Here is a 26,427-nt window from a genome sequence, read left to right as displayed (position 1 = left end):
TATATATTTATACCGTGAAATTTTGCCTGACTGTTTGTGTATTATTGCTGGCGTTGATCTCCCAAGCTCAAAATAAGCTAATAGGGAGTGTAGTAGATGGTGAGACCAATATACCTGTAGCGGGTAGCTCTGTTTTTATTACCAATACATCGCTGGCCAGCATTACCAACAAAGATGGACATTTTGAGATACCCAATATCCCTGCTGGAATATACAAGCTTATAGTTACCCACGTAGGCTTTGAAACCGTTACCTATGATTTTTCTACCGAGAAAATGCCCCCGAAGCTGAAAGTGATGGTGAAGCCTAAGGTGGTGGCTATGGAAGCCGTGGTGGTGGGTGGTTACGTGAAAGAAACCTGGGAGAAATGGGGTAAAACCTTTACAGATTACTTTATTGGTCTCTCTGCTAACTCCATGAAGACGGTTATTAAGAATCATAAAACGCTCCGGTTTCGTTTTTATAAAAAACTGAATAAGCTTGAAGTAGTTGCCGATGAGCCGATCATTATTGAAAACAGGGGGTTGGGTTATCAACTGGGCTACCAGCTGGAGCATTTTGAAATTAACTTTAACGAGCGAACGAACTTCTTCGCGGGCCACATTTTGTTTACTGATATGCGGGGCAATGGCCGGCAGGTAAAAAAATGGCAGGAGAACAGGCGCGAAGCCTATACCGGTTCCATGATGCATTTTTTTCGTTCAGTTTACGAAGGAAATAGTCTTGACCAAGGCTTTGAAATAAGGCGCGTAAAAAAGCTTCGTAATGTAGAGAAGGACAGGATACGGGCACTGTACCGACACAATCCCGATCAACGGTTAGGTGACTCTTCAGAATACTATCAGAAAATACTGTCTCAAAAAGACTTCAGCTATGAGTATGGTGCTACGCTGGCGGTAGATAGCTTCCGTATTGTAGAAGATGGACAAAAGTTCATTTACTGGCCTGATTATTTGCAGGTAGTGAATAAGCACAAAATAGAAGAGCAGGGCTACCTCGATCATCATATGGAGCGTAGATCCCGCTATCCTGCCCGGTCACTGATTATGTTGCAAAATGAGCCTGCACTGCTACTTGACGCCAATGGCAACTGGTATCCTGCCCAGGGATTGCTGTCGGAGTGGTACTGGGGGTGGAGTGAAAAGGTGGGAGACCTGTTGCCCCTTAATTACTTCCCCGCATTAATTACAAATACTCCCTAGCCTTGTATATAATTCTGTAACTGGCTGATGGTCTCTTTTTGCTGAAGAATGGTTTCGGCAACCACATCGCTTATAGAAATAATACCGGAGAGGTTATCTCCATCAAAAACGGGTAGGTAGCGTACATTTTTGTTCGACATCAGCTGCATACAGGTTTCCACCGTGTCCTCAGGTTTTACACTGGGCAAATCGGTAGACATGATTTCTCCTACAGTTACTTCATCTGAATGACGGCCTTCTAATATCACTTTTCTTGAATAGTCTCTTTCTGTAAATATACCTGCATACTTACCCTCGCTCATTACCACTAATGAACCGATATTTTTGTCAGACATGATTTTTAAAGCCTCGTAAACTTTGGTGTCTCTTTGCACAGAAACTGCGTTGTTTCCCTTCCTGGCAAGAATGTTGGATACTTTGCCCATAATAGAATTGATTTAAGTATAGCTAAATATACCTAAAAAAATCACACCTGCAAATCTGGCGAAGGATGTGTCAACTAGACTATCTCAGCGGCCTCAACTGTTCCATAATCCTTAATAACATTATACAGCGTACCTCTTTCAACAGGTCGTCTGCGTGCCTGTTTGATCAATACTACCAGCTCTTCCGTAGTCATCGAAGGTGTTTGCTCTTCAGAGCCAGCCATAGAGTAGATCTTGGTAGTGTCATCAATGGTGCCGTCAATATCATTTACACCAAATGACAGCGCTAGCTGCGCATTTTGTCGGCCTAGCATCGGCCAATAGGCTTTAATATGTGGGAAATTGTCGAGATAAATGCGGGCAATGGCATACATTTTCATGTCTTCAATCAGTGATGATTCTGTCACATGGCTCATGTCATTGTCGCCATTTCTGAACTTGAGCGGAATGAAGGTATTGAAGCCATTGGTTTGATCCTGCAGATCGCGAAGCCGGCTCATATGATCGATACGATGCTCATATTTTTCGATATGACCGAAAAGCATAGTTGCGTTGGATTGCATGCCTAGCTCATGTGCTGTCTGGTGAATATGCAGCCAGCCGGTGCCATCAATTTTATCGGCGCAGATCTGCTCTCTCACTTCAGGAGCAAAGATTTCGGCACCGCCGCCAGGTAGGCTTTCGAGGCCGGCATCTTTCAGGTATTGCATACCTTCCTGTACCGTTTTTTTGCTTTGCGGAACATATAATCCAGCTCCACTGCGGTAAAGCCTTTAATATGCAGCTCTGGCCGATGTGCCCTGATGCTACGCAGCAGCTCTGCGAAGAACTCCAGGTTCATTTTAGGGTGAACGCCTCCAACAATATGTACCTCCGTTACCGGATCATTATCATATTTTTTACAATATCCATCATTTGCTGCAGCGACAGCTCCCAGGCCTCATCACGGTGGGCATACAATTTACTGTAGCTACAAAAATGGCAGGAATAAATACAGGCATTAGTGGGTTCTATATGGAAATTCCTGTTGAAATAAGTGATATCGCCATGCTTTTGCTCGCGCACGTGGTTACCTAAAGCGCCTACAAAAGCCAGGCTGGCATGCTCAAAAAGATACAAACCGTCTGTATCACTGATTCTTTGTCCGTTATATACTTTATCGGCAATTTCCTGAAGTGCACTGTCAACATGGGGTAGGGTATTCGCGATCATCTGCTAAATTAAATGAGGTGCAAAGATAAAACGGATTTCAGGTCGAAAGGTTTAAATTTTAATGATTATGCTCAGTTTTATGGCGTGCCCCTTGTTTCGCTGCGCTGCACGGCGGGTCGCGCTGTACGCTTGTAGTCCTCGCTCGTCGTTCCTCCTCACTGTGGGCTACCGCTTCCATCGCTCACGCGGCTTAGGCCTGTAAATGGTTGCGGCAACAGAAATGTTGATGATAAAATTCCCGGAACCGACTGGTGCGGAAGGCTTAGCTATAGGATTTCAAATGGCTACCTACAGCGTGAATGGTATATTTAATACCTATTATGTTGCTAAAATGACGTCTTTGCTGCTGTGGTTACTCATTTTTTATACTTCTCTGGGCCTTTTGCAATTGTTTATTTATAGTCAGAAATCCAGGAGTGTAGGTTTATATCAGCGGTTATTATTTACCATACTATTTATCACTACAGAAATACTGGCCGCAGGTTATGCTTCCAGCTTGTTTTTTGATTTGATCCGGGGCAGGGGATTAAGGTGCGCTACAGGCGCTGTAGCGTTGTGGGGTCTTGCTTTTGGTGCCGTTGTATTCGGATTGACGCTTTTAAACCGGAAGGTAACCAATCGGGTTGCCGCATAATTAAATCTCTTCGATAATGGAGCTGCCTGAAGAAAGATCGCCACTGGTCCATTGCCAGGTTTCATGCAACCTGATTTTGCCATCCGGCAGTATTTCTGGTACTGAAGAGCAGGTTCCAGTCATCAGTTCGTCTCTATCATTTACCTGGTGATATCGCATGTCTATTCTTCCGTTTTCATCCACCAGTCCAATTATATGCCCTGATTTTATTTTTCCGCCACTATAACTGGCGGTGAGGATGTTGCTATTCTGTATATAATTAAAAATGGTTTCACCAGAGGTTTCACCGTTTTCAGTATTGCTTAGGGGCTTGAAAGTTTTATTATTGTAATTGATTCGGTTCATTTTTTTATCGCTATTAATAGATATATTCAATATAACCCTGATTTTGTACCGGATATGGATTTAGCATTTCAAAATAGTAGCGAGCCAAAAATGTTTTCAGGTTGGTGGCCTCGTCTTTTGTTCGGGGAAAGGATTTAACGAATCTTAATGGCTTTTTCTTTACCTCGAAGCCAAATTTTGCGTGACGCTTCAATTCATATTCATCAAACAAGTCGGCTTGGTTGCGCCTTGTTCGGCCAGGTATCGTAACAACTATACCGCTGCGTTTGCGGAGGATTTCAAAGCGAGACCCATTATCTTTATTAATGATAAGATTAACGCCTTTTATCTCTTTACTGAATACTTTGTCAATAGCATTGTCAAAAAGATGCGGTTGTGAAACGGCTACCGGTGGCAGGTCCCTAAGTGATAGTGTCTTATATTCCTCCTCGGTAAACTGCAACAGGGTTGAAAATGTCAAATGGCTTTCGTCTTCCTCTTTAAATTCAGAAAGCTTTTTTTGATCCATGTAATTCGTTGCAATATTCGATCTTTTTGAGAATAGAATGGCTCGTTAAAGCTATGTAGTATATGAAGTTCCGTTTTTGCAGCTGATAACCCTCTTTGGTACCAGCTTGCGGCCTGATAGTTTTCTTCGATTTCCAACTCTTCCTTAATTAATAGTTGCAAAGTGGCTACTTCACTGTCATAGTGTTCGATGAGTAGTTTTAATTTGTCGTTCATTGGTTCTCTTAATTAGCAAGTACAATTTAAGAATTGATTTTAGTTATGAGTATTTTAATTATATTTTTATTTAGATTCGTTGGGTTGTTGATTCGTGTTGCCGGAGGAGGCGTTGGGTGGCACTCATTGGATGAACAGCCAAATACGATGATAATATTACCGTCGCAGGTTAAATAAAATAAAATTTTATGTCAATAAAATTCAAACTGACTGTTTTAAGCTTCTTCCAGTTTTTTGTTTGGGGAGCCTGGTTAACCACTTTGGGCTCTTACGGTTTTGGGTTTAAGGGGTGGACAGGGCAGGAGTTTGGAGTGGTTTTTATGACGCTGGGCCTGGGTTCGCTCATTATGCCCGCACTCATTGGGATTATCGCCGATCGGTGGATGAATGGCGAAAGATTGTATGCATTGATGCATATTTTATATGGCATTACGCTTTTTATTTTACCCGCAATTGATGCACCCTCATCCTTTTTCTGGGTTTTGTTATTGAGTATGTGCTTTTATATGCCAACGATAGCGTTGTCTAATGCGCTTTCGTACCGCATATTAATCGATAATCAACTGGATGTTATTAAAGTTTTTCCACCTATACGTGTTTGGGGGACGGTGGGTTTTATTGCTGCTATGTGGATCACCAACCTGGTGAGTGATCCGCAATCGCCATTGGAAGCGGGAAAAGTACTGGGTGAAAGAATAAGTGCCATTACCGGTCATGCGATTAACGCCAATCAGTTTTATATTGCTGGTGTGTTTGCTGTGCTGCTAGGCTTATATGCGTTGACGCTTCCGAAGTGTCCGCCTGAAAATAAAAGTAAAGGAGCTACATCGTGGGCAGAAAAGCTGGGGTTGAATGCTTTTAAATTGTTAGGAAATTATAAAATGCTCATTTTCTTTTTGTTTTCCATGTTTTTGGGTGCAGCCCTGCAACTTACCAATATGTATGGTGATACCTATTTGAAAGACTTTGAGAATATACCCCAATATGCTGATTCGTTTGTAGTGCGTTACTCTACTATGATCATTTCTATTTCGCAGATATCGGAAACGCTGTTTATTCTGGCAATTCCTTTTTTATGAAGAAGTTTGGAATAAAGAAAGTGATGCTGATTTCCATGTTTGCCTGGGTATTGCGGTTTGGGCTTTTTCATACGGCAACCCCGAAGGATTTTTTGGATGATTTTGCTTTCCAATATAGTATATGGAATGGCGTTCGATTTCTTTAATATTTCAGGGTCATTGTTTGTAGAAACTTCTACTGATAAGCAGATCCGGTCTTCCGCCCAGGGGCTTTTTATGATGATGACTAACGGTTTCGGCTCTATTATGGGTAGCTTGCTAAGCGGTTGGATGATAGATAAATTTTATTTACTACCCGATGGTACGAAAGACTGGCCAGGCATTTGGATGGTATTTGCTATTTACGCCCTGGTTGTATCCATATTTTTTGCCCTTCTGTTCAGGCATAAGCATAACCCGGCAGAATTGCAATCGGTAAAGCATTAATAGAGATCTGCTACGATAGAATGGCAGGTGGTGTTAGGGTAATTGACATTTTCTGCACAACAAAATGCCACAATTGCTGTTATTTAGTTTTAGGAGCTAAATTTGTTATCTACTTAGCATTAAATAATTAAAACTTTTAAAACTATCAATAATGGCAAAAGAATTTAACGACGCAAACTTCCAGGTGGAAGTTTTGGATTCAGATAAATTAACTGTGGTGGATTTTTGGGCAGAATGGTGTGGTCCTTGCCGTGCTATCGGTCCTGTAATTGAAGAATTATCAAAAGAATACGACGGAAAAGTGAATATCGGTAAAGTAAACGTGGATGTAAATCCTCAGGTGTCAATGGATTACGGTATTACTTCTATTCCAGCAATTTTATTTATAAAAAATGGCCAGGTGGTAGATAAACTGGTGGGTGCACAGCCTAAAGGCAATTTTGTAAAGAAAATTGAGTCGCACCTGAACTAAGTTTTTTTAGTTTTATTATGAAGAGCCCCGCTTGTAGTACAGGCGGGGCTTTTTTAATTGCTATTTCCACAATAAACTGCCGTCCCCGTAACTCAAAAAGCGGAAATCATTGTGCAGCGCGTGATCATACACTGCCTTCCAGCTATCTCCGATAAGGGCGGCTACGAGTAAAAGGAGGGTGGAGGAGGGTTGGTGGAAGTTGGTGACCAATCCGTCGATCATTTTAAAAGTGTAGCCCGGCGCAATAATGATCTGTGTTTTGGCAATCAGGCGGGTGCTGCCTGCTTCCGATAAAAAGTCCAGTAAAGCCTCCAGGGCGTCCTTTTTGAAGGGGCATTAGCATGCTCATAAGCTTCCCATTGATTTAAAAAAGGAATTTCTGTTTTAAATGCCGTTGGGTTGATAATGAGCCTAACGCCCAGCCAGTACAGGCTCTCCAGCGTTCTTAAAGAGGTCGTGCCTACGGCAACCAGCGGCTTATTGTCATGCCTGATCAATTGCTCAATCAGTTCTTTTTCTACTTCAATAAACTCCGAGTGCATCTCGTGTTCCTGCATGGTGTTTGCCTTTACGGGCCTGAACGTGCCCGCACCTACATGTAGCGTTACAAAGCTGGTGCCTATATTTTTTGTCGGAGCGATGCTAACACATGTTGCGTAAAATGTAGTCCCGCCGTTGGTGCGGCAACCGAACCATCGTGCCTGGCAAAAACGGTCTGGTACCTGCTTTTATCGGCTGTTTCATCCTGCCTTTTAATGTAAGGCGGTAAGGGTACATGCCCGGCATAGTGTAATACTTCCGCAAAAGGGAAAGTGCCGTTCCAGCTCAGTTCAACGACGAAACAATCACTTCTTTTTCAATCAACCTCGCTTCCAGTACATGGGTTGACGCATCCGCTTCAAACGAAAGGGAAAGTATCTGTCCATCCTTCCATTTAGAAGCACCGCCCACCAGGCAAAGCCATTTTACCTTGCTTATCTGGTTCATTGCAGTGGTAATGTCTGCATACATTTCATGGGGTTGGAGGCAAAATACTTCAATAATGCTTCCGGTATCTTTTTTAAACAACAGCCTGGCTTCTACTACTTTGGTGTTGTTAAAGATCATTAAAGTTTCCTCAGGTATATGCGAGGCAATATTCCGGTAGGTATCCGTTTGTATATGCTGATCTTTAAAAACCAGGAGTCGGGCGTCATCGCGGTTTTCCAACGGGTGAAACGCTATTTTTTCATCAGGAAGGTGGTAGGTGAAATCTTTTATGGAGAGATGCCTGGGGTGCATATTATCTAATTTATTAAAAGGCTCGATATTGTCAGTTTTATCAATTTCTAATGCCTCTTGATCGCTTTGACACTAATAAGCCGAACAAGATTCTGAAAATTGCCTGTTTTTTCTGTAATTGATGTGCGTTGCAAAACTGCAACTATCTTTATAAACGCAGCAAATTTCCTGTTTTCTAACTATAAATCCACTTTGTCAGGTACTAAAAGCAGGATTTTTTGAACCTTTCCACTTTTTGTTGCGAGTAATTCACATCATATTCACATTGATTTTCTGTGTTGAGGCTAAAAAATGTCTGGAATCCTTTGTGGGAAAGGGTTTGGGCTGTATTTGATTTGTGGATAAATCAAAAATGCTAAAATTTGGTAGGTAAGTGGGAAAAAGTGTTACTTTGTGTTAGTTTAGTGCATTAAATAACAGTTATTTCATTTATGACAGGCTTCCTCGGAGAATTTGAGGCTACGGTTGACGCCAAAGGCCGCTTTCTTTTACCAGCTGGATTTAAAAAGCAGCTGGGGGAAGGAGATGGGGAAAAGTTTGTCATAAACAGGGGGTTTGAAAAATGCCTTAGTCTGTACCCACTCAGTTCCTGGAAACCTATTGCTGAAAAAGTAAATGCGCTGAATGATTTTGATCCGAAAGTGCGACAGTTTAAGCGTTACTTTTTAAATGGAGCTACCATGGTAGAGCCAGATAGTGCCGGCAGATTGTTGCTGCCTCCCACCTTGAAGGAATATGCAGCGCTTCAAAAAGATATTGTACTGGTACCTGCGGGCAATAAAATGGAGATCTGGGATAGTGGCAAATACAAAGAGTTCTTTGATTCTTTCTCACCCGAATCGTTTAGTGACCTGGCCAGCATGGTAATGGGAGGTTTATAGGTTGAAAAGTTTACAAGTTTAAAAGTTGAAAAGTATGGCGAACAAAAAACGGAATATTCGGAAAGAGAGCTCCCCGTTAACGAGTCGACCAGCCAACTTGTCAACCAGTCAACCTATCAACCAGTCAACCGACTATCACATACCGGTTCTTTTACATGAAACAATTGAAGGCCTGGCGATAGAGCCTGATGGTATTTATGTAGACTGCACATTTGGTGGTGGCGGACACTCCGCAGCAATACTGGCACAGTTGAGTGAAAACGGGAAGCTGTATGTTTTTGACCAGGATGGAGATGCGGCTAAGAATGTGCCCGACGATAAAAGAGTTGTTTTTATTCAGCAGAACTTCAGGCATATTCAGCGCTTTTTGCGCCTTCAGGAAGTAGTTAAAGTAGACGGCATCTTAGCAGACCTGGGCGTGAGCAGTCACCAGTTTGATGAAGCCGACCGTGGGTTTAGCATCAGGTTTAATGCGGATATGGATATGCGGATGGATAGGAGACAATCGGTAACGGCATTTGAAATATTGCAGCAATATAGCGAAACTCAACTGCATAAGTTGTTTGAGCAATATGGGGAAGTGACCAACGCAAAAACACTGGCCAAAACAATTGTGTCAGTTCGTAATGTAGTATCACTTAAAACGATAGATGGATTTAAGAATGCTGTAAGGGAGGTGGTTAAGGGAAATCCGAATAAATATTTTGCGCAGGTATTCCAGGCGCTGCGCATGGAAGTGAACGAAGAGATACAGGTGTTGAGAGAAATGCTGGAGCAATCGGTGGCGTTATTAAATCCGGGAGGAAGAATTGCCATCATTACTTTCCACTCCATAGAAGACAGGGTGGTAAAGAACTTTTTCAGGGAAGGAAGTTTTGAAGAAATAGAAGAGAATCCGTTTATAAATACCAGAAGGCAGGAAATATTTAAGGTGATAACCCGTAAGCCGGTCACGGCCGGGCAGGATGAGTTGAAGCAGAATTCAAGATCACGGAGCGCTAAGTTGCGGGTGGCCGAACGTTTGTAAAGCCTTTTTCAGGTATGGTGCAGAACGTAATTGATCAAAAACCCATAAAGACATTGGAATGAAAGAAGGGCAGTCTAAGTTTAATTGGAAAAAGTGGTTGAATTATCAATCAATAGTAAGACAGGTGCCTTTTCTTTTCTTTTTGGCTTTTTTAGCAGTAGTGTATATCTATAACGGGCACATGGCCGATAAAACCGTTCGGAAAATAAATGCAATGGCCAAAGAGGTGAAGGAGTTGCAGTGGGAATATAAAAGCTTGAAAAGTGAAGTGATGTTTCGCAGTAAACCCAGCCAGTTGTCAAAAGCTTTGCAGCCATTAGGTTTGAGCGAATTGAACGAAACACCCTACGTACTTAAGGATTCGCTGGAGGATTATCTGGCGGGTGTTCAGGAATAAACAATAGAATATTATTCTTCATTTAGGAAGTTGAATTAATATGGAGGTTAAAAAGGATATATTATGGCGCGTGTATCTATGCTTTATCGGCATAGTGGTGCTGTCTGTAATGGTTCTGGGAAAAGCAGTAGTGATCCAGAAGTTACAGGGAGAGCACTGGAGGAGCATGGGTGATAGTATGCACCAGAAGATCGTAGAAATTAATGCCGACAGGGGTACAATATTTAGCGAAGATGGTCAGATGCTGAGCACTTCGCTTCCGCAGTTTGATATATACATGGATTTCAAGGCCGATGGATTGAGGGATAAAGGTGGCAAGGTATATAATACTTATATCGACTCTTTCGCCATCGCTATGGCCGGCTATTTTAAAGATAAGACGGCTAAAGAATACAGAGCTGACTTTGATAAGGCCTATGCAAAAGGAAACAGGTATTACTCTCTGAAGAAAAAATTTCTTTTGAAGATTATAAGGCATTGAGGGAGTTTCCGCTCATTCGTTTAGGTAAAAATAAGAGTGGTATTGTGGTAGAGCAAACCAGCAAGCGTATAGCGCCTTTTGGTTTGCTGGCTAACAGAACTATCGGCTTGAGTCGCGAGTATGTGAACAGTGATGGCAAAGTGAAAAAGATGAACGTGGGATTGGAAATGAGCTATGATAGTTTGTTGAACGGGCGTAGCGGTCAGCGTCTGGTTCGGTATGCATCAGGCGGTGCGGTGCCGGTACAGGGGTTCGAAGTAGAGCCAGAGGATGGTCGTGATATCTATACCACATTGGATATTAATATGCAGGATGTAGCAGAAACAGCTTTGCTGCGCATGCTGCAATCTATACATGCAGAGTATGGTACAGCTATTGTGATGGAGACCAAAACCGGTAAGATAAAGGCGATCGCCAACCTGGGGCGCAACGGCAATGATACCACTTATTGGGAGAATGATAATTATGCGTTAAGGGTGACAGAACCTGGTTCTACTATTAAGATCGTTAGTTTTCTGGCTTCGCTGGACAAAGGGAATGTAAAGCCCGGAGACCTGTTTGAAGTAGGAAGCACGGGACGTATGCAGGTAGGACCACGTCCTATTACAGATGCGCACCGAATGCCCAAGCCAGTTTTGTCTATTGAAGAATGTATAGCGCACAGTTCCAATGTGGGAATGGGACGTGTTGCCCTGAAAGCTTTTGGTAAAGAACCGACAGAGTTTAAAGAATACCTTGATAAATATCACCTCACTAAAAAATCTCCTATTGACCTGTCGGCTATTCCGCGCCCGAGTGTGGCCCCGCTGGAAGCTAGTCATGGAGGCGTAATGAACCTGGTAACAATGGCATTTGGATATGCTATACAGGTAAGTCCTATGCAATTGCTCACTTTGTATAATGCAATAGGCAATAATGGCGTAATGGTGAGCCCTTATCTCGTAAATAGTATCCGGAACAATGGTGTTGTTATCAAGCAAATGCAGCCTACTGTTTTGGAGCAGCAAGTATGTAAGCCTGCTACTTTAGAAGCGGCTAAAAAGGCGTTAGAGCTGGTGATAACAGAGGGCTCAGGTAAGGGCGTTTTTAAAGATATGCCTTTCCTTGTAGCTGGTAAAACAGGGACGGCCCAGGTGGCGGACCGCGGTATCGGATATGCCAATAGAATTTATCAGGCATCATTTGCTGGTTACTTTCCCGCTAATAACCCGCAGTATTCCTGCATTGTAGTGATCAGGACCAAAGCCGGCTCTGGCTTGTATTATGGAGGTCAATTAGCTGCGCCGGTGTTCAGGGAAATCGCTACCAAGATCTACTCTATGTATGTAGATCGCAAAACGCCTAAAATGTATGAAGGGGCTGCGGATAGTACCAGCTATTTCTACGCAGGAAATTCAGCAGGCATCAAAAGTGTGTTGAGCTTTTTAGATATGAAGTATGTGGACTCGTTACAGCAAAACAGCTGGGCTACCATGTACGCCACTAATTACAAAAGGGTTTTGCAAACCAACGTGGTGAAGGATAATCTGATGCCGAATGTAAGAGGGATGGGGTTGAGAGATGCGATCAAATTGTTGGAAGATATGGGGCTGAGGGTAAACGCAAGAGGTAGTGGTAAGGTAGCCATCCAGTCCATTCAGCCGGGAGCGACATTCCGGAAAGGACAGTCAATAGTTTTGAGTCTGGCTTAATTCAGTATATAATTAGTCAAACAAAAGATCAATAGCGATAATGTTACTACAGGAAGTTTTATATAAGACCAGTATGCAGTCGGTAGCGGGAGCTACGGATATTGCCATTACCGGTATTTCTATAGATTCCCGTAATGTGCAGGCCGGTCATGTATTTATAGCATTAAAAGGTGTGGCGGTAGACGGACACCAGTTTATTTCAAAAGCTATACAGAAAGGTGCTGTAGCTATTGTATGTGAGGTATTGCCGGATAATATCCAAAACGATGTTACTTATATACAGGTAGAAAATAGTGCTGCTGCAGCAGGCATTATAGCTCATAATTTTTATGGTCGTCCTTCTGCTAGTCTGAAACTGGTGGGTGTTACAGGTACCAACGGTAAAACAACGGTTGCTACATTATTATACCAGTTGTTCAGCGGGTTGGGTTATAAATGTGGCTTGCTGAGCACTGTGCAAAATCATATTGGTAGTAAGGTGGTAGTTGCCACCCATACAACACCGGATGCTGTACAGTTGAACCAGCTATTGGGGCAGATGGCAGAAGAGGGATGTTCTTATGTGTTTATGGAAGTAAGCTCTCATGCTATTAATCAACATCGTATTGAAGGGCTGGAATTTGCGGGTGGTATTTTTACGAATATCTCTCACGATCACCTGGATTATCATAAAACTTTTGATGAGTATATCCGGGTGAAAAAACTGTTTTTTGATACCCTGCCTAAAACAGCTTTTGCTATTACTAATATAGATGACAAGCGTGGTATGGTGATGGTGCAGAATACATTGGCTGCCACTAAAACTTACTCACTTAAAGCAGTTAGCGACTTTAAAGGAAAGATACTGGATAACGGCATCATGGGCTTACACATGCTGGTAGATGATCAGGAAGTTCACTTTAGGTTAATAGGTTCTTTTAACGCCCATAATCTTTTAGCCGTTTACGGCGCTGCCATTTGCCTGGGACAGGATAGGTACGAAGTGTTGCAAACCCTCAGCACGCTGAACGGAGCCGAAGGACGTTTTGAATATATTATTTCCCCCAATGAAAAGATAATAGCCATTATTGACTACGCGCATACGCCGGATGCATTGCTTAATGTGTTAGCCACCATTAAGAAACTGAAGAAAGGATTTGAGCAGGTAATCACAGTAGCAGGCTGCGGCGGAAACAGGGATAAAACAAAAAGACCGGTTATGGCTGAAGTTGCTTGCGAGTATAGCGACAGGGTGATATTGACCAGCGATAATCCAAGATTTGAGGATGCTGCTGAAATTATTAAGGATATGGAAGCCGGTGTTCCTGCGGGCTCTAAAAGAAAATGCATTTCGATAACTGATCGGAGAGAGGCTATAAAGACAGCTATAACCCTGGCGAATAAGGAAGATATTGTATTGGTGGCTGGTAAGGGGCACGAGAAATACCAGGAGGTCAGTGGTGTGAAGCATCATTTTGATGATAAAGAAGTCGTGCGCGAAATGTTTGAATTATTAAATAAATAAGTTAAAGAGCGTGTTGAAATGTTGAACGTACTTATCAACTAATCAACTTTTAAACTAATCAACTTAATCATGTTATATCACCTATTTGAATGGTTTAAGCAGCAGGGGATTAATTTTCCCGGAAGGCAATTGATGGAGTTTCAGACCTTCCGTGTGATGATGGCTGTGCTGTTGGCTTTGATCATTACATTGGTGTATGGTAAAAAGCTGATTAACCTTTTAAGCGCCAAATTGGTGGGTGAAACCGTTCGCGATTTAGGATTGGCAGGTGAGCAGGCGAAGAAAGGTACGCCAACCATGGGTGGTATCATTATCATAATGGGTATACTGGTGCCAACCTTATTATTTGCCCGGCTAAATACGGTGTATGTATTGCTAATGTTGGCTTGCACGATCTGGTTAGGCATTATTGGTTTTATTGATGATTACCTGAAACTACGCTCCAAACGCCTGGCTCAGGAGAAAGGTGTAGCCTATAAAAAAGGTGATAAAGATGGATTAGCAGGATGGTTCAAGATTTTTGGACAGGTGGGTATTGGTATATTGGTGGGCTCTGTATTGTACTTTAACAGCAACGTTAAAATCTGGAGAGAGTATACGGGTAATCCTTCAAAGCCTGAAGTGATCACCAAAATGGTGAATGGTAAGGCTAAATATTTTGTAGAATCCAAAGAGCCGATAACGACCATTCCTTTTGTAAAAAACCATGAGTTTAATTACTCTAAATTACTAGCGTGGTTGCCAGAGTCATTTCAACAATATACTTGGGTGCTTTATATTTTGGTAGTAATATTTATTATTACCGCGGTGTCCAATGCTTCTAATATTACAGACGGACTGGATGGATTAGCGTCGGGAACATCGGCGCTTATTGGAGTGTTGCTAGGCATATTTGCCTATGCTAGTGGTAACTTGTATTTCGCCGATTACCTGAACATTATGTACATACCCAACCTGGGTGAGCTGTCTATTTTCCTGGCCGCTATGATCGGGGCCTGTGTAGGATTTATGTGGTATAATTCTTATCCGGCGCAGGTATTTATGGGAGATACGGGTAGCTTAACACTAGGAGGTATTATCGCTGCTATCTCCATTATAGTACATAAAGAATTATTGATCCCTATTTTCTGCGGGGTGTTTTTTGTAGAGATATTGAGCGTGAGCTTACAGGTAACTTACTTTAAGTACACCAAGAAGAAATATGGTGAAGGCCGGCGAATTTTCCTGATGAGCCCGTTGCACCACCATTTTCAGAAGAAAGGATATCATGAAGCGAAAATTGTAACCCGCTTCTGGATCATACAGGTAATGCTGGTGGTAATTTGTCTGGTAACACTTAAACTAAGGTAGCAGTGGCAAAGAAGCTGGTTATATTGGGTGGTGGAGAAAGTGGTGTTGGTGCTGCAGTGCTGGCAAAGCAAAAAGGCTATGAAGTTTTGGTGTCGGACGGAGGTTCTTTGAAAGAAGTATATCGTACTGAATTGGATGCAGCGGGCATCGAATGGGAGCAGGGGGCGCATAGTGTAGCGCGTATCCTTGAGGCTGATGAAGTAATGAAAAGTCCTGGGATACCCGAAAAAACGAACTGGTAAAACAGATCCGCAAAAAGGTATCCCCGTCATCAGCGAAATAGAACTGGCCTACCGGTATAAAGGCGATAGTAAAATAGTGGCGATAACGGGTAGCAACGGGAAGACCACTACAACCTCGCTGATCTATCATATTCTTGTTACCGGTGGATTAGATGCTGCGCTGGTAGGAAATATCGGTGAGTCGTTTGCCAGGCAGGTTGCCTTAGATCCGAGGCCGGTTTACGTGGTGGAAGTAAGTAGTTTTCAGCTGGATGATATTAGTACGTTCAGGCCTGATATTGCAGTGCTTACCAATATTACGGAAGATCACCTGGACCGTTACGATTACAATTTCGAGAATTATATAAGGAGCAAGTTTAGAATAATAGAAAATCAGAAGACCGGCGATTACTTCATTTACAATATGGATGATGAAGTAACGATGAGATATATCGAACAATTTAAAATCAACTCAAACCAATTACCGATTAGTATGGCACACGAAAACAACGGAGCTTTTATTAAGGATGGCGAAATGTACGTTAGAACAGGCGATGATTTTATGTCAATGAGCGTATATGATTTTACACTAAAGGGTAAACACAATCAATACAATACTATGGCGGGGAGCCTGGCTGGTACCACAATGGAAATTCGCAAAGAGAAAATCCGCGAAGCAGTTCAAACATTCCAGAACCTGGAGCACAGGATGGAGCATGTGGCTACCATACGTGGGGTTGAGTTTATTAATGATAGTAAGGCTACTAATATTAATTCTACCTGGTATGCCCTGGAGAGTATGGATAAGCCTACTGTTTTGGTTTTGGGAGGAGTTGATAAAGGAAATGACTATAGCCTTTTAATGGATATGGTGAAAGAAAAGGTAAAGGCTATCGTCTGCCTGGGATTAGACAATCAGAAAATTCATGCTGCTTTTGATAGTGTGGTTCCTGTAATAGTGGATACGGCAAGTGCACAGGAAGCGGTTACTGCAGCTTTTAGCTATTCAGAAAAAGGCGATGTAGTGCTATTGAGTCCCGGTTGTGCCAGCTTCGATCTGTTTAAAAATTATGAAGACAGGGGCACGCAGTTCAAAAAAGCAGTGATCGAACTCTAGTGTAAATATCGTAGCAGTACCAGGTATCCAATATCCAGTGACCTGTATCTAGCATCCAGCAATAATAATATATGTCAGTAACATCCGAAATATCAAATACGATTCCCTCTACCGATTGGCGCGATAATCTTGACCGCCATACCCGGGGGATAAAGTTATATGGGCATTGGTGGTTTTACTAACGCTGGTGTCGCTGTTGGCTGTGTACAGTGCTACAGGCTCTCTCGCGTATAAAAACTATAAAGGGAATACAGAGATCTATCTTTTTAAACAGGTAGTATTTATATTGTTAGGATTTGGTGTGGTGTATTTTGCCCACCGGGTTAATTATACGGTATACTCTAAAGTGGCACAGGTGTTATTTATGTTGAGTATTCCACTGCTGATTTATACATTGTTCTTTGGAGCAAAAATAAATGAGGGAAGTCGCTGGATTAAACTGCCGATTATTAATATGACCATGCAAACTTCCGACCTGGCTAAGCTGGCATTGTTCATGTACCTCGCCCGTTTACTGAGCAGGAAGCAGCAGGTGATTAAAAATTTTAAGAAGGGCTTTTTACCTGTAATCTTACCCATAGGTATTACCTGTTTGTTTATTGCACCGGCCAACCTTTCTACGGCTCTGCTTTTGGGCGCCAGCTGTATGATCCTGTTGTTTATTGGCCGGGTAGATACAAAGCATTTATTAATGGTGGTAGGCCTTGCAGCAATACCCATTACGATGCTGATTATAGCAGCTGTAGCAAGACATAATTCAGAAGCGAATACAGACGCGGTAGTTGCAACAGAACAAGTAGAAGGCGCAACGGTAAAGAAGTCGGGCGGCATATTGGTTCGCGTAAGTACCTGGGTGGGTCGTGTGGAGAATTTTATCTATGGTGGTAAAGAGGCGGATAATGACGAAATGTACCAGGTAAACCAGGCAAAGATCGCCATCTCTAAAGGTGGTTTCCTGGGAGTGGGGCCTGGTAACAGTACTACCCGCGATTACCTGCCGCAAGCTTATAATGATTTCATCTTTGCTATCATCATCGAGGAGTATGGCATACTGGGCGGGGCGTTCCTGGTATTTGTGTACCTGGTTTTTTATATCGTTGTATACGGATTTTTAAAAAATGTCCGTTTGCATTTGGCGCCTTCCTCGCCTTAGGACTAAGCTTTACATTGGCGATACAGGCATTGGCCAATATGGCGGTAACCGTTAATTTATTCCCTGTTACCGGCGTAACGCTGCCTTTGGTAAGCATGGGTGGGTCCAGTTTTCTTTTTACCTGCCTGGCGATAGGCATTATTTTGAGTGTATCAAGAAACGTAGAAAACCTGGAACCTGCAACAGTAGCAATAGAGCCGGTTGCAACAGAAAATAAAGAAGAAAGTGAGTAAAAAAATAATCATAGCAGGTGGTGGAACCGGGGGCATATCTTCCCGGCAATTGCGATAGCCAATGCGCTAAAGCAAAAACAACCTGGCATTGAATTTTTATTTGTAGGTGCAAAAGGTAAGATGGAAATGGATAGGGTGCCTCAAGCCGGGTACTCTATTGTCGGTATCGACATTGCCGGCCTTAATCGTAGTTCTTTGATCAAAAATATTGGGCTGCCTGTAAAAATTATCAAAAGCTTTTTCCAGGTAAGAAAAATATTTAAAGATTTTCAGCCAGATGCTGTGATTGGAGTTGGGGGATATTCTACATTCCCTGTATTGAAGCAAGCGCAGGCAAAGGGTATACCCACTTTTATTCATGAGTCAAATTCTTTTGCAGGTAAGTCTAATAAAATGCTGTCAAAGGGAGCTACCCGCATTTTTACCGGTACCGATGGGATGGAGCAATTTTTCCCGGCGGAAAAAATAACCGTTACGGGTAATCCTGTAAGAAAGCAAATTGTCGAATCTGCTATTACAAAAGAGAAGGCACTGGAGTTTTTTGGTCTGGAAGGTAATAAAACCACTTTGCTGGTTGTAGGGGGAGCTTAGGCGCCCGGTCTATAAATGAAGCAATACTGGCTGGAATAGATGAATTATTGAAAGCTGGTCTGCAGGTGATCTGGCAAACCGGTAAAAGCCTGGCCGCTGAAGCTGCACAACAGGCAACGGCACATAAAGAAGTTTGGGCGAATGAGTTTATAACAAATATGGAATTTGCTTATGCCGCAGCTGATATCGTTATTGCAAGAGCCGGTGCTATGACAGTGGCGGAGATTTGTGTGGTGAAGAAGCCCGCGATTTTTGTTCCCTACCCGTTTGCGGCAGAGGATCACCAAACAGTTAATGCACGGCAACTGGTTAATAAAAGTGCAGCATTGATGGTTAAAGATGTTGATGCAAAAAATAATGTAGTTAAGATGGCGGTGGCTTTGGCTGCAGATGAGGTCAAAAGAAAAGAGATGAGTGATAATCTTTCCAGGCTGGCTATAACAGATGCTGCAGAAAGAGTAGCCGGCGAAATTTTGAATACGATACAATAAAATGAGCGCAATACGCAAACATATAAACGAAGTTCAGGCAGTATACTTTATTGGTATAGGAGGGATTGGTATGAGTGCTATCGCGCGTTACTTCCTGTCGCTGGGTAAAAGGTGAGCGGCTATGATCGTACGGAAACGTCGATCACAAACCAGTTGGAGCAGGAAGGCATAGCTATACATTATAACGAAAACCTGGATCTGATCCCCAAAGAAGTGGATTATGTGGTGTATACTCCGGCAGTTCCAAAAGACCATAAAGAGCTGGTATTTTACCAGGATGCAGGTTATGCCGTTGTAAAGCGCAGCGATATTTTACAGGTGATCAGCGAAGGTTCCTTTAATATTTGTGTTGCAGGAACCCATGGGAAAACAACTACTTCCACGATGGTTGCCCATTTACTGCGCCATAGCGGGTACGGCTGCAATGCTTTCCTGGGTGGCATTTCAGCCAATTATGGCACCAATTTCTGGAGCAGCGATAATAATGTATGTGTGATTGAGGCTGATGAGTATGACAGAAGCTTTTTGAAATTAAGTCCTGATGTGGCAGTAGTTACTGCAACAGATGCAGATCACCTGGATATTTATGAAACTGAAGCAAATGTAAAAGATGCGTTTCGTCAGTTTGCTGCCAAAATAAAGCCCGGTGGGCTGTTGTTGAAAAAACTGGGACTGGAGCAGGAAATTGTAGCAGACAGAACACTTTCGTATAGCATACAGGCAGATACGGGGATGTTCAAGCGACTAATATTCGTATTCACGATGGTGGATACTCCTTTGACGCTGTGTTGCCGGGTAATAAAATCAGCGATATCAGGTTGAATATGGGAGGCATGCATAATGTAGAGAATATGATGGCGGCCATTGGCGTTGCTAATGAACTGGCTATTGAACCCGAAAAAATAAAAGCCGCCGTGGCCACTTTTAAAGGAGTAAAGAGGCGGTTCGAGTACATCATCAATCAAAAAGATCTTGTTTTTGTAGATGATTATGCGCATCATCCGGAGGAATTGAAAGCGTTGATAAATGGTGTAAAAACAGTGTTCCCGGGCAAAAGATGTACGCTTATTTTTCAACCTCATTTATTCACCCGAACCCGGGACTTCGCCACAGCATTTGCAGAAGTACTAGGTGGGGTGGATAATGTCGTGTTGTTACCCATTTATCCGGCAAGGGAGTTGCCGATCGATGGGGTTACGAGCAGCATGGTATTGGATCATGTTCAACTGGAAAATAGATCGTTGTATACAAAAGAGCAGCTGCTGCATTGGATCGAAACGGAGTTTTCTTTAAACCGCAACAGGGAACCGGGAGAAGTTTTGATAACAGCAGGTGCCGGAGATATAGATAAACTGGTAGCACCTATAAAACAGATTTTAACAAAGTAAAGTGAGAAGAAAGAGAGCCATAAAAAGATTTTTCTGACGCTCATGTGGTTGGGGGTAGCAATAGGCATGGGCACTATTATCACTGCCGCCATGCGCGCACAGGAGGCGGGAGTATGCAATGGCTATACGATCCAGATCGAAGGCTTTAAAGAAGGAATGCTTTTTACCTCGAAAGATCAGATCGCATCCTTGCTGAAAGCTGCTACGAAAGGCGAGATAAAAGGACAACGCAAGTCGGAGTTTAATTTACCGGTAATTGAAGACCTGTTGGAGCAAAGTGCCTGGGTATATAATGCAGACCTGTATTTTGACAATAATAATGTGTTGCATGCTAATGTTACCGAGCGCAAACCGTTGGCAAGAGTTTTTACGAACCTGGGTGCATCTTTCTATATTGATGAAGCTGCCAGACAGATTCCGCTTTCAGATAAAGTGAGCCTCGATCTGCCGGTATTTACAGGCTATCCATCCAAGAAAATAATGAACGGAGCGGACAGTGTGTTAGTTCAAAATGTAATTGCAACGGCATCTTTTATTAACGAAGATCCCTTTTGGAATGCCCAGGTAGCACAGATTGACATTAATAACTGTGGTGCAGATTGCTGGACGATGTCGATGATACCGGTAGTAGGCAATCACAAAGTGGACCTGGGTGATGGAACAGACATTGCCTCCAAGTTTCACCGGTTATACTTGTTTTACGACCAGGTATTAAAACGCACAGGCTTTGATAAATACCAGAAAATTGATGTACAGTATAATGGACAGGTGATAGGGGTGAAAGGGCATTATTCAAAAGTTGATTCGCTACAACTGAGGAAGAATATTGAAAGTCTTTTACAGCAATCCCGAGAATCTAATGAGATGTTAGAAATAGCTCCTTCACTTAATGCGGCTTTGCCCCCAATGGATTCTGCTGCCCAAACAATGGAAGTGTATAATGTAAATGATGAGACAGAAGATTCTTTATTATACCTGGGTAATGAGAAGCCAGAGGTTTTGAAGAAGGAAGAACCGGTAGTTGCGGCAGCGCCCAAAAAGCAGAAACGAAAACTGAAGTTAAAAAGGAAACAAAGCCAGCTGTAGTAAAAGCAACCATAAAGCCGACAGTAGCCAAACCTGCTACATCAAAAGCTCCCGACAAAAAAACGGAGCCTAAGAAAACAACGACAGTTAAAAAAACAGAAACGAAGAAAGCCGATACTAAAACGACGGCAAAGAAAACAGAAGTAAAAAAGGCGGCAGGTACAAAGCCTTCCGGCAATACGGCTAAGAAAGCAGAAGTGAAAAAGACCGTGGCAAAAAGGCCGGAACCCCAAAAGGAGGAAGTGAAGAGGAACCTGTTAGCGAAGCCCGAACCAGAGAAGAAGACACAGTCGAAGAGCAGCGATAAAAAAGATAGAAGAATAACGTACTTAAAGATAAAACAACTAAAAAACGATATACTATGAATTCCGAACAACCCATTATTGTAGGCCTTGATATTGGTACCACCAAGATCGCCGTAATTGCCGGTCGTAAGAACGAGTTTGGCAAGCTGGAGATACTTGGTTTTGGTAAAGCCAATAGCAATGGCGTAAAGCATGGCCAGGTATTAAATATTGATGAAACGATTAAGGCGATCAGGCAGGCTTTGGAGAATTGCATTTCTCTGAACCCTAACCTTAATATTAACGATGTATATGTGGGCATCGCCGGCCATCACATTAAAAGTCTTCAAACGCGTGGCGATATTGTTCGCGAAACAGAGGAGGAAGAGATCTCGCAGGCCGAGGTGGATCTGTTGATCAGCAAGCAGTACAAAACTTATATTCCTGCCGGCGATCAGATCATCGATGTAATTCCCCAGGAATACACGATCGATAACATGCCTAACATTGTAAGGCCTATTGGTTATAGTGGTGTGAAGCTCGGCGCCAATTTCCATATTATCACTGGTGATAAAAACGCCATTCGCAATATCAACAGGAGTGTAGAGAAATCGGGCCTACGTACCAAAGACCTGGTATTGCAGCCGTTGGCATCTGCCGCCGCTGTAATGGCGCAGGAAGACCTGGAAGCAGGCGTAGCGATTGTAGATATAGGTGGTGGTACAACAGATATCGCTGTTTTTGCAGAAGGCGTTTTACGTCATACGGCTGTTATACCTTTTGCAGGTGAAAATATCACTAATGATATTAAAACAGGCCTGGGCGTATTGAAGAGCCAGGCAGAACAAATGAAAACGCAGTTCGGTAGTGCGTTAGCTAACGAAGCAAAAGCAAATGCTTATATAACGATCCCGGGTTTACGTGGTATGCCTGCCAAAGAGATCAGTGTTAAAAACCTGGCCAATATTATACAGGCGCGTATGAGCGAGATCCTGGACTTTGTTACCTACCATCTGAAGCAGATTGGCATGGATAACCGCCAGTTGAACGGTGGCATTGTTTTAACAGGTGGCGGATCGCAGTTAAGACACCTGATCCAACTTACCGAATATGTAACAGGTATGCCTGCCCGCATTGGTTTGCCTAATGAACACCTGGCGGCAGGTCATATTGAAGAGTTGGCTAAACCAACATATTCTACCTGTTTGGGATTGATATTGAAGGGCTGTGATGATTATGAGAACAACCGTAAGGTATTTGAAAAAAGCTTTATCAGTGTAGAAGTACCTGAGGGCTTAAAAGATGATAAGACTGAGATAGAAGACGCTTTGGCCGGTTCTTTGGAACAAGAAGATGTGCAGGTAGTTGCCAAGCCTAAAAAGACTTTGAACGACGGTTTCTGGCGGAAGTTTAAAGATGGTTTGATCAAGATTTTTGCAGAAGAAGGCGATGAGCAGTTGCACTAATCAAAAGGGACCCCATTGGTTTTATAATAGTTCTTTTTAATAGTTTTTCATTTTCCTTAAGCCTTGTTTCCCTTCTCCAGATCTGTCAATAAAAGATGGAGGTTGGAGAGGGGAGGCGGAGTAAGGTCTCACAACTTACTAACCCATTTCAAAATTGTGCGCCACAGGCGTACTAAAAATTTAAATTATGATACAATTTGATTTACCAACCGAGCAATCATCTATTTTGAAAGTAATAGGTGTAGGCGGTGGTGGCGGCAACGCTGTAAACCACATGTACAGTCAGGATATAGATGGCGTAAACTTCATTATTTGCAATACCGATGCGCAGGCAATTGCCAATAGCGAAATCCCTAATAAAATACAACTCGGGCCGCAGTTGACATCCGGTTTGGGTGCAGGTGCTAACCCAGAGATCGGTCGCCAGGCAACTGTTGAGTCTTTGGAAGAGATAAGAAAGATTTTAGAGGTAAATACTAAAATGGCCTTTATCACAGCCGGTATGGGTGGTGGTACAGGTACAGGCGGTGCGCCCATTATCGCAAAAATTTGTAAAGACCTGGGCGTATTAACAGTAGGTATTGTTACTACTCCTTTTGCTTACGAAGGTAAAAAACGTCAGCAACAGGCAGAAGAAGGTATCAACCAGTTAAAGCAATATGTAGACACGCTGTTGGTGATCAGCAACGATAAACTGCGCCATCAATATGGTAACCTCAAAATGAGAGAAGCATTTGAGAAAGCCGACAATGTATTAGCTACTGCTGCTAAATGTATCACCGATGTAATTAATTCCACCGGCCAGATCAACGTTGACTTTGCGGATGTTTGTACAGTAATGAAGAACGGAGGCCGCGCTATTTTAGGTAATGCAGCTGCCAGAGGCGAGGACAGGGCTCAACAAGCAATTGAAGAAGCATTGAACTCTCCGTTATTGAATGATAATGATATCAAAGGTGCTAAATGGATCCTGATCAATATCAACTCTGCTGAAGGTGAGCATGAGTTTACTATGGATGAGGTTGAAGTAATACAAGCGTACCTGTTAAGTCATGCCGGCGATAACACCGATGTGATCTTAGGATTAGGATATGATAATTCCCTGGGTGATCAGATTGGTATAACATTGATCGCAACAGGCTTTGAGAATAAAGACCCTTTCGTTAAACCGGTTCTGAAGAAAGAAGAAGCAGCTGAAGGAAAAATTGTGATGCGCCTTAGCGGTGACAATCCGGCGGCGTCAGTACCGGCACCTGTAGCTTCTGCTCCAATTGAAGAAAAAGAAACGGCTATCACGGTAGTTGCACCAGCGGCAATACCTGCACCTGTAGCACACGAGCCAATTGATCTGAAACCAGATCCGATGGCGCCTAAATTGGTGGATGATTTTTCTTTTATGGATGCGCCTATGCCAACAGTTGAAGATGTGATAGAGGAAGAAAAAACCAATAGCTTCCTGTTGAGTTCAGGCGAGGCAGATCTGAAATTTGTTAAGGATGTAGAAAATATAGAGAAAGAAATAGTAACTGAAGATCAGGCAGAGAGCGTGTTCTATTCTCCGGCAATTCCTGGAAACAGGGTTTTTGAGCCAACCGTTTCAGTAGTGAAAGAAGAAGCGGCGCCTGCAGCTCAGGACATCCAGGCAGAAGAGGCAAAGAGTGAGCCGTTAAGGACCAGTTATCTGTCTAAGCCTGCCAATATTTATGCAGAGGCAAAAGAAGAAGCTACTGTGCAAGCCAAAGAAGTTAAGTTGGAAGAGGTAGCTAAGGACCCGTTCACAGTTTATGAAAAAGAAGAAGTGGCAGAGGTGGAAAAAACTACGATTAATTTTTCTGCCATGGAAAATGAGAAAGAGGCAGAACCTAGCATTAATGCATTGAATGATGCTTACGAAGAAGAAGAAATGCGCAAACGCAGGCAGATGGAGCGTATTCAAAAATTGCGTAACCTGTCATTCAATGTTAATTCCAATGATCCGACTGACGAGTTTGAAAATGTACCAGCTTATATCAGGCGTAATATGGAACTGAAAAATAACACTTCTCACATAGAAAGTTATTATAGCAAGTTTGAGATTTCTTCCGATGATCAAAACCATGGTCAAATCAATACCATCAATACGTTTTTAGATGGTAAAAAACCAGATTAGATCCTGTGGAAATTCACGTGGAGTTTGGTTTAGTTTTATAGTTGTTACCCCGCTTTGCGGGGTTTTTGTTGCCAGTATTTTTATTGCATGGTATTTGTCATAATTGAATCAAAAGAAAGAATTGACGTGGGTATTCAGAACTTAATAAACTAATATTTGTTGGAGCTTTTAAATAATAGGATATGGAATCTGTTTTAATTACAGGCGGTACCGGACTGGTTGGTAATGTGCTGGTAGAAGAATTACTCAGGAGGAAATATCATGTGATAGTTATGACACGTGGCGAAAAGGACGCCAGGGACCCCAATGTTCAATATGCTTATTGGGATGTGGAGAAGCAAACGATAGATGACGCAGCGGTAGCATCTGCTGATCATATATACACCTGGCTGGCGCCAATATCAGTGAGCAGCGCTGGACTGATAAAAGAAAGCAGGTAATTATTGATAGCCGTGTGAAAAGTGGTGAACTGCTGGTGCAATCTTTAAAGCGATCAAGACATAAAGTCAAAACGCTGGTAAGTGCATCCGGAATTGGCTGGTACGGTGCCGATCCTGCTATTCCTAATATACATCCTTTTACAGAAGGAGATCCGCATGCGGCTGATTTCCTTGGAGAGACCTGCTATAAATGGGAGCGGGCTACTGAACCTGTTAGGGCAATGGGAGTAAGGTTGGTGCACCTTCGTACAGGTATTGTTTTGAGTACAGAAGGTGGCGCATTGAAAGAGTTCCAGAAGCCCTTAAAATTCGGAGTAGCAACGGTTTTAGGTTCAGGTAAGCAAATGGTAAGCTGGATACATATCAATGACCTGGTGCAATTATATATAGCGTCCATAGAAAGGAATATGCCCGATGGTAGCTATAATGCAGTGGCTCCTGAAGTTGTAAGCAGCAGGCGATTGGTGACAGAACTGGCAAGGGTTTGTAATGGGAAGTTATACATCAATATGCCTGTTCCCAAATGGGCGCTTAAAACGGTTTTGGGCGAAATGGCAGTTGAAGTGCTGAAAAGCACAACAGTCAGCTCACAAAAAACGCAGGATGCCGGGTTTAAGTTTTCTTATCCAACCCTTCATTCTGCCCTCTTACAACTGGGAGGGAAAGGGTAGATAACTT

31 protein-coding genes and 4 pseudogenes are annotated in these 26,427 nt (G+C 42.7%); 26 read left to right on the top strand and 9 right to left on the bottom strand.

The genetic code is table 11. The features are described 5' to 3' along the window. Positions 1-14 precede the first annotated feature (14 nt). Positions 15-1,202, top strand: a complete 1,188-nt coding sequence (locus MKP07_RS00360) for a carboxypeptidase-like regulatory domain-containing protein (RefSeq protein WP_240844484.1) — start codon at positions 15-17, stop codon at positions 1,200-1,202. Here MKP07_RS00360 and MKP07_RS00355 read toward each other — a convergent pair. From MKP07_RS00355 to MKP07_RS00345, 3 genes are all read right to left on the bottom strand, one after another. Next, positions 1,199-1,627, bottom strand: a complete 429-nt coding sequence (locus MKP07_RS00355; RefSeq protein ID WP_240844483.1) for a CBS domain-containing protein — start codon at positions 1,625-1,627, stop codon at positions 1,199-1,201. The two genes, MKP07_RS00360 and MKP07_RS00355, sit on opposite strands and share 4 nt — an antisense overlap. Before the next feature lie 74 nt (positions 1,628-1,701). Continuing rightward, complete coding sequence (locus tag MKP07_RS00350) at positions 1,702-2,337, bottom strand: hypothetical protein (RefSeq protein WP_240844482.1); 636 nt, start codon at positions 2,335-2,337, stop codon at positions 1,702-1,704. 166 nt (positions 2,338-2,503) lie between these two features. Continuing rightward, complete coding sequence (locus tag MKP07_RS00345; RefSeq protein WP_240844481.1) at positions 2,504-2,839, bottom strand: hypothetical protein; 336 nt, start codon at positions 2,837-2,839, stop codon at positions 2,504-2,506. A 226-nt stretch (positions 2,840-3,065) separates the two neighbouring features. On the opposite strand from MKP07_RS00345, the gene MKP07_RS00340 reads away from it, so the two are divergent. Beyond that, positions 3,066-3,473, top strand: coding sequence for a hypothetical protein (locus MKP07_RS00340; RefSeq protein ID WP_240844480.1), 408 nt, complete (start codon positions 3,066-3,068; stop codon positions 3,471-3,473). On the opposite strand, the gene MKP07_RS00335 is transcribed toward MKP07_RS00340, so the two are convergent. From MKP07_RS00335 to MKP07_RS00325, 3 genes are read right to left on the bottom strand one after another with little or no spacing between them, the layout of a single operon-like run. Next, positions 3,474-3,818 (bottom strand): hypothetical protein, encoded by a 345-nt coding sequence (locus tag MKP07_RS00335; RefSeq protein WP_240844479.1) that lies wholly within the window; start codon positions 3,816-3,818, stop codon positions 3,474-3,476. It lies immediately after the preceding gene. 13 nt (positions 3,819-3,831) lie between these two features. After that, positions 3,832-4,326 carry a hypothetical protein gene (locus tag MKP07_RS00330; protein WP_240844478.1) on the bottom strand — a complete coding sequence of 165 codons (495 nt, stop codon included), beginning with the start codon at positions 4,324-4,326 and terminating at the stop codon, positions 3,832-3,834. Then, complete coding sequence (locus tag MKP07_RS00325) at positions 4,275-4,541, bottom strand: hypothetical protein (protein WP_240844477.1); 267 nt, start codon at positions 4,539-4,541, stop codon at positions 4,275-4,277. The genes MKP07_RS00330 and MKP07_RS00325 overlap by 52 nt, the downstream gene beginning before the upstream one ends. Positions 4,542-4,729: 188 nt before the next feature. Between MKP07_RS00325 and MKP07_RS00320 the strand changes: the two are divergent. The 3 genes and pseudogenes from MKP07_RS00320 to trxA all read left to right on the top strand — a co-directional run bounded on the left by MKP07_RS00320 (position 4,730) and on the right by trxA (position 6,518). Further along, positions 4,730-5,766, top strand: a pseudogene (locus MKP07_RS00320) (MFS transporter). Continuing rightward, positions 5,660-6,046, top strand: a complete 387-nt coding sequence (locus tag MKP07_RS41875; RefSeq protein ID WP_394803518.1) for an MFS transporter — start codon at positions 5,660-5,662, stop codon at positions 6,044-6,046. The pseudogene MKP07_RS00320 and the gene MKP07_RS41875 overlap by 107 nt, the downstream one beginning before the upstream one ends. A 151-nt stretch (positions 6,047-6,197) precedes the next feature. After that, entirely contained in the window at positions 6,198-6,518 is a 321-nt protein-coding gene (gene trxA / locus MKP07_RS00315) for a thioredoxin (RefSeq protein ID WP_114789562.1), read from the top strand. Between the two features lie 60 nt (positions 6,519-6,578). Here the strand turns inward: trxA and MKP07_RS00310 are convergent, their stop codons facing one another. The 3 genes and pseudogenes from MKP07_RS00310 to MKP07_RS37355 form a co-directional block, all read right to left on the bottom strand. Further along, the gene (locus tag MKP07_RS00310) at positions 6,579-6,740 is read right to left on the bottom strand and encodes an S-adenosylmethionine:tRNA ribosyltransferase-isomerase (protein ID WP_240844476.1); all 162 of its coding nucleotides are present in this window, start codon (positions 6,738-6,740) and stop codon (positions 6,579-6,581) included. 44 nt (positions 6,741-6,784) lie between these two features. Continuing rightward, a pseudogene (locus MKP07_RS37360) lies at positions 6,785-7,347 on the bottom strand (S-adenosylmethionine:tRNA ribosyltransferase-isomerase). Further along, the gene (locus MKP07_RS37355; RefSeq protein WP_262919086.1) at positions 7,344-7,799 is read right to left on the bottom strand and encodes an S-adenosylmethionine:tRNA ribosyltransferase-isomerase; all 456 of its coding nucleotides are present in this window, start codon (positions 7,797-7,799) and stop codon (positions 7,344-7,346) included. Before MKP07_RS37355 ends, MKP07_RS37360 begins: the two are co-directional and overlap by 4 nt. 431 nt (positions 7,800-8,230) lie before the next feature. On the opposite strand from MKP07_RS37355, the gene mraZ reads away from it, so the two are divergent. The 21 genes and pseudogenes from mraZ to MKP07_RS00200 all read left to right on the top strand — a co-directional run bounded on the left by mraZ (position 8,231) and on the right by MKP07_RS00200 (position 26,420). Beyond that, the gene (mraZ, locus tag MKP07_RS00300; protein ID WP_240844475.1) at positions 8,231-8,680 is read left to right on the top strand and encodes a division/cell wall cluster transcriptional repressor MraZ; all 450 of its coding nucleotides are present in this window, start codon (positions 8,231-8,233) and stop codon (positions 8,678-8,680) included. Between the two features lie 34 nt (positions 8,681-8,714). Continuing rightward, positions 8,715-9,707: a 16S rRNA (cytosine(1402)-N(4))-methyltransferase RsmH gene (gene rsmH / locus MKP07_RS00295; RefSeq protein ID WP_240844474.1), complete on the top strand. Its 993-nt coding sequence runs from the start codon at positions 8,715-8,717 to the stop codon at positions 9,705-9,707. Positions 9,708-9,765: 58 nt separating this feature from the next. Then, positions 9,766-10,104, top strand: a complete 339-nt coding sequence (locus tag MKP07_RS00290; protein ID WP_240844473.1) for an FtsL-like putative cell division protein — start codon at positions 9,766-9,768, stop codon at positions 10,102-10,104. 40 nt (positions 10,105-10,144) lie between these two features. Beyond that, complete coding sequence (locus MKP07_RS00285) at positions 10,145-10,585, top strand: hypothetical protein (protein WP_240844472.1); 441 nt, start codon at positions 10,145-10,147, stop codon at positions 10,583-10,585. Beyond that, on the top strand, positions 10,582-12,276 hold the full coding sequence (locus tag MKP07_RS00280; protein ID WP_240844471.1) for a penicillin-binding protein: 1,695 nt from the start codon (positions 10,582-10,584) through the stop codon (positions 12,274-12,276). Before MKP07_RS00285 ends, MKP07_RS00280 begins: the two co-directional genes overlap by 4 nt. A 40-nt stretch (positions 12,277-12,316) precedes the next feature. After that, on the top strand, positions 12,317-13,780 hold the full coding sequence (locus tag MKP07_RS00275; RefSeq protein WP_240844470.1) for a UDP-N-acetylmuramoyl-L-alanyl-D-glutamate--2,6-diaminopimelate ligase: 1,464 nt from the start codon (positions 12,317-12,319) through the stop codon (positions 13,778-13,780). A 69-nt stretch (positions 13,781-13,849) separates the two neighbouring features. After that, positions 13,850-15,130, top strand: a complete 1,281-nt coding sequence (gene mraY, locus MKP07_RS00270; protein WP_240844469.1) for a phospho-N-acetylmuramoyl-pentapeptide-transferase — start codon at positions 13,850-13,852, stop codon at positions 15,128-15,130. Between the two features lie 2 nt (positions 15,131-15,132). After that, entirely contained in the window at positions 15,133-15,372 is a 240-nt protein-coding gene (locus MKP07_RS00265; RefSeq protein WP_240844468.1) for a hypothetical protein, read from the top strand. Next, positions 15,344-16,468 carry a UDP-N-acetylmuramoyl-L-alanine--D-glutamate ligase gene (gene murD / locus MKP07_RS00260; RefSeq protein ID WP_317235915.1) on the top strand — a complete coding sequence of 375 codons (1,125 nt, stop codon included), beginning with the start codon at positions 15,344-15,346 and terminating at the stop codon, positions 16,466-16,468. The genes MKP07_RS00265 and murD overlap by 29 nt, the downstream gene beginning before the upstream one ends. A 169-nt stretch (positions 16,469-16,637) precedes the next feature. Beyond that, positions 16,638-17,854 (top strand): annotated as a pseudogene (locus MKP07_RS00255) (FtsW/RodA/SpoVE family cell cycle protein). Positions 17,855-17,890: 36 nt separating this feature from the next. Further along, positions 17,891-18,445: a UDP-N-acetylglucosamine--N-acetylmuramyl-(pentapeptide) pyrophosphoryl-undecaprenol N-acetylglucosamine transferase gene (locus tag MKP07_RS00245; protein ID WP_317235913.1), complete on the top strand. Its 555-nt coding sequence runs from the start codon at positions 17,891-17,893 to the stop codon at positions 18,443-18,445. Positions 18,446-18,492: 47 nt separating this feature from the next. Continuing rightward, positions 18,493-18,936: a UDP-N-acetylglucosamine--N-acetylmuramyl-(pentapeptide) pyrophosphoryl-undecaprenol N-acetylglucosamine transferase gene (locus tag MKP07_RS00240; RefSeq protein WP_240844466.1), complete on the top strand. Its 444-nt coding sequence runs from the start codon at positions 18,493-18,495 to the stop codon at positions 18,934-18,936. Between the two features lies 1 nt (position 18,937). Next, positions 18,938-19,203 (top strand): annotated as a pseudogene (locus tag MKP07_RS41870) (Mur ligase domain-containing protein); the annotation flags it as partial. Between the two features lie 117 nt (positions 19,204-19,320). Next, a complete protein-coding gene (locus MKP07_RS41865; protein ID WP_262919533.1) occupies positions 19,321-19,758 on the top strand; it encodes a Mur ligase family protein in 438 nt (145 codons plus the stop codon). Continuing rightward, a complete protein-coding gene (locus MKP07_RS00230; protein WP_262919085.1) occupies positions 19,725-20,324 on the top strand; it encodes a glutamate ligase domain-containing protein in 600 nt (199 codons plus the stop codon). Before MKP07_RS41865 ends, MKP07_RS00230 begins: the two co-directional genes overlap by 34 nt. Positions 20,325-20,366: 42 nt before the next feature. After that, positions 20,367-21,410, top strand: a complete 1,044-nt coding sequence (locus MKP07_RS00225; protein WP_240844465.1) for a cell division protein FtsQ/DivIB — start codon at positions 20,367-20,369, stop codon at positions 21,408-21,410. A 197-nt stretch (positions 21,411-21,607) separates the two neighbouring features. Beyond that, positions 21,608-21,775, top strand: coding sequence for a hypothetical protein (locus MKP07_RS00220; RefSeq protein WP_240844464.1), 168 nt, complete (start codon positions 21,608-21,610; stop codon positions 21,773-21,775). Continuing rightward, positions 21,772-23,160 (top strand): cell division protein FtsA, encoded by a 1,389-nt coding sequence (gene ftsA / locus MKP07_RS00215; RefSeq protein WP_240844463.1) that lies wholly within the window; start codon positions 21,772-21,774, stop codon positions 23,158-23,160. Before MKP07_RS00220 ends, ftsA begins: the two co-directional genes overlap by 4 nt. Positions 23,161-23,347: 187 nt before the next feature. Then, positions 23,348-25,309 carry a cell division protein FtsZ gene (gene ftsZ, locus MKP07_RS00210; RefSeq protein WP_240844462.1) on the top strand — a complete coding sequence of 654 codons (1,962 nt, stop codon included), beginning with the start codon at positions 23,348-23,350 and terminating at the stop codon, positions 25,307-25,309. Positions 25,310-25,491: 182 nt separating this feature from the next. Next, a complete protein-coding gene (locus tag MKP07_RS00205; protein WP_240844461.1) occupies positions 25,492-25,749 on the top strand; it encodes an NAD-dependent epimerase/dehydratase family protein in 258 nt (85 codons plus the stop codon). Next, entirely contained in the window at positions 25,689-26,420 is a 732-nt protein-coding gene (locus MKP07_RS00200) for a TIGR01777 family oxidoreductase (protein ID WP_317235912.1), read from the top strand. The genes MKP07_RS00205 and MKP07_RS00200 overlap by 61 nt, the downstream gene beginning before the upstream one ends. The last annotated feature ends 7 nt before the right edge of the window (positions 26,421-26,427 follow it).

Origin of the sequence: Paraniabella hibiscisoli (genome assembly GCF_022512515.1) — a bacterium.
GTDB lineage: Bacteria > Bacteroidota > Bacteroidia > Chitinophagales > Chitinophagaceae > Niabella > Niabella hibiscisoli.
Note: the sequence above shows the minus strand (reverse complement) of the source record. Positions and strands in the feature narration are given on the sequence as shown.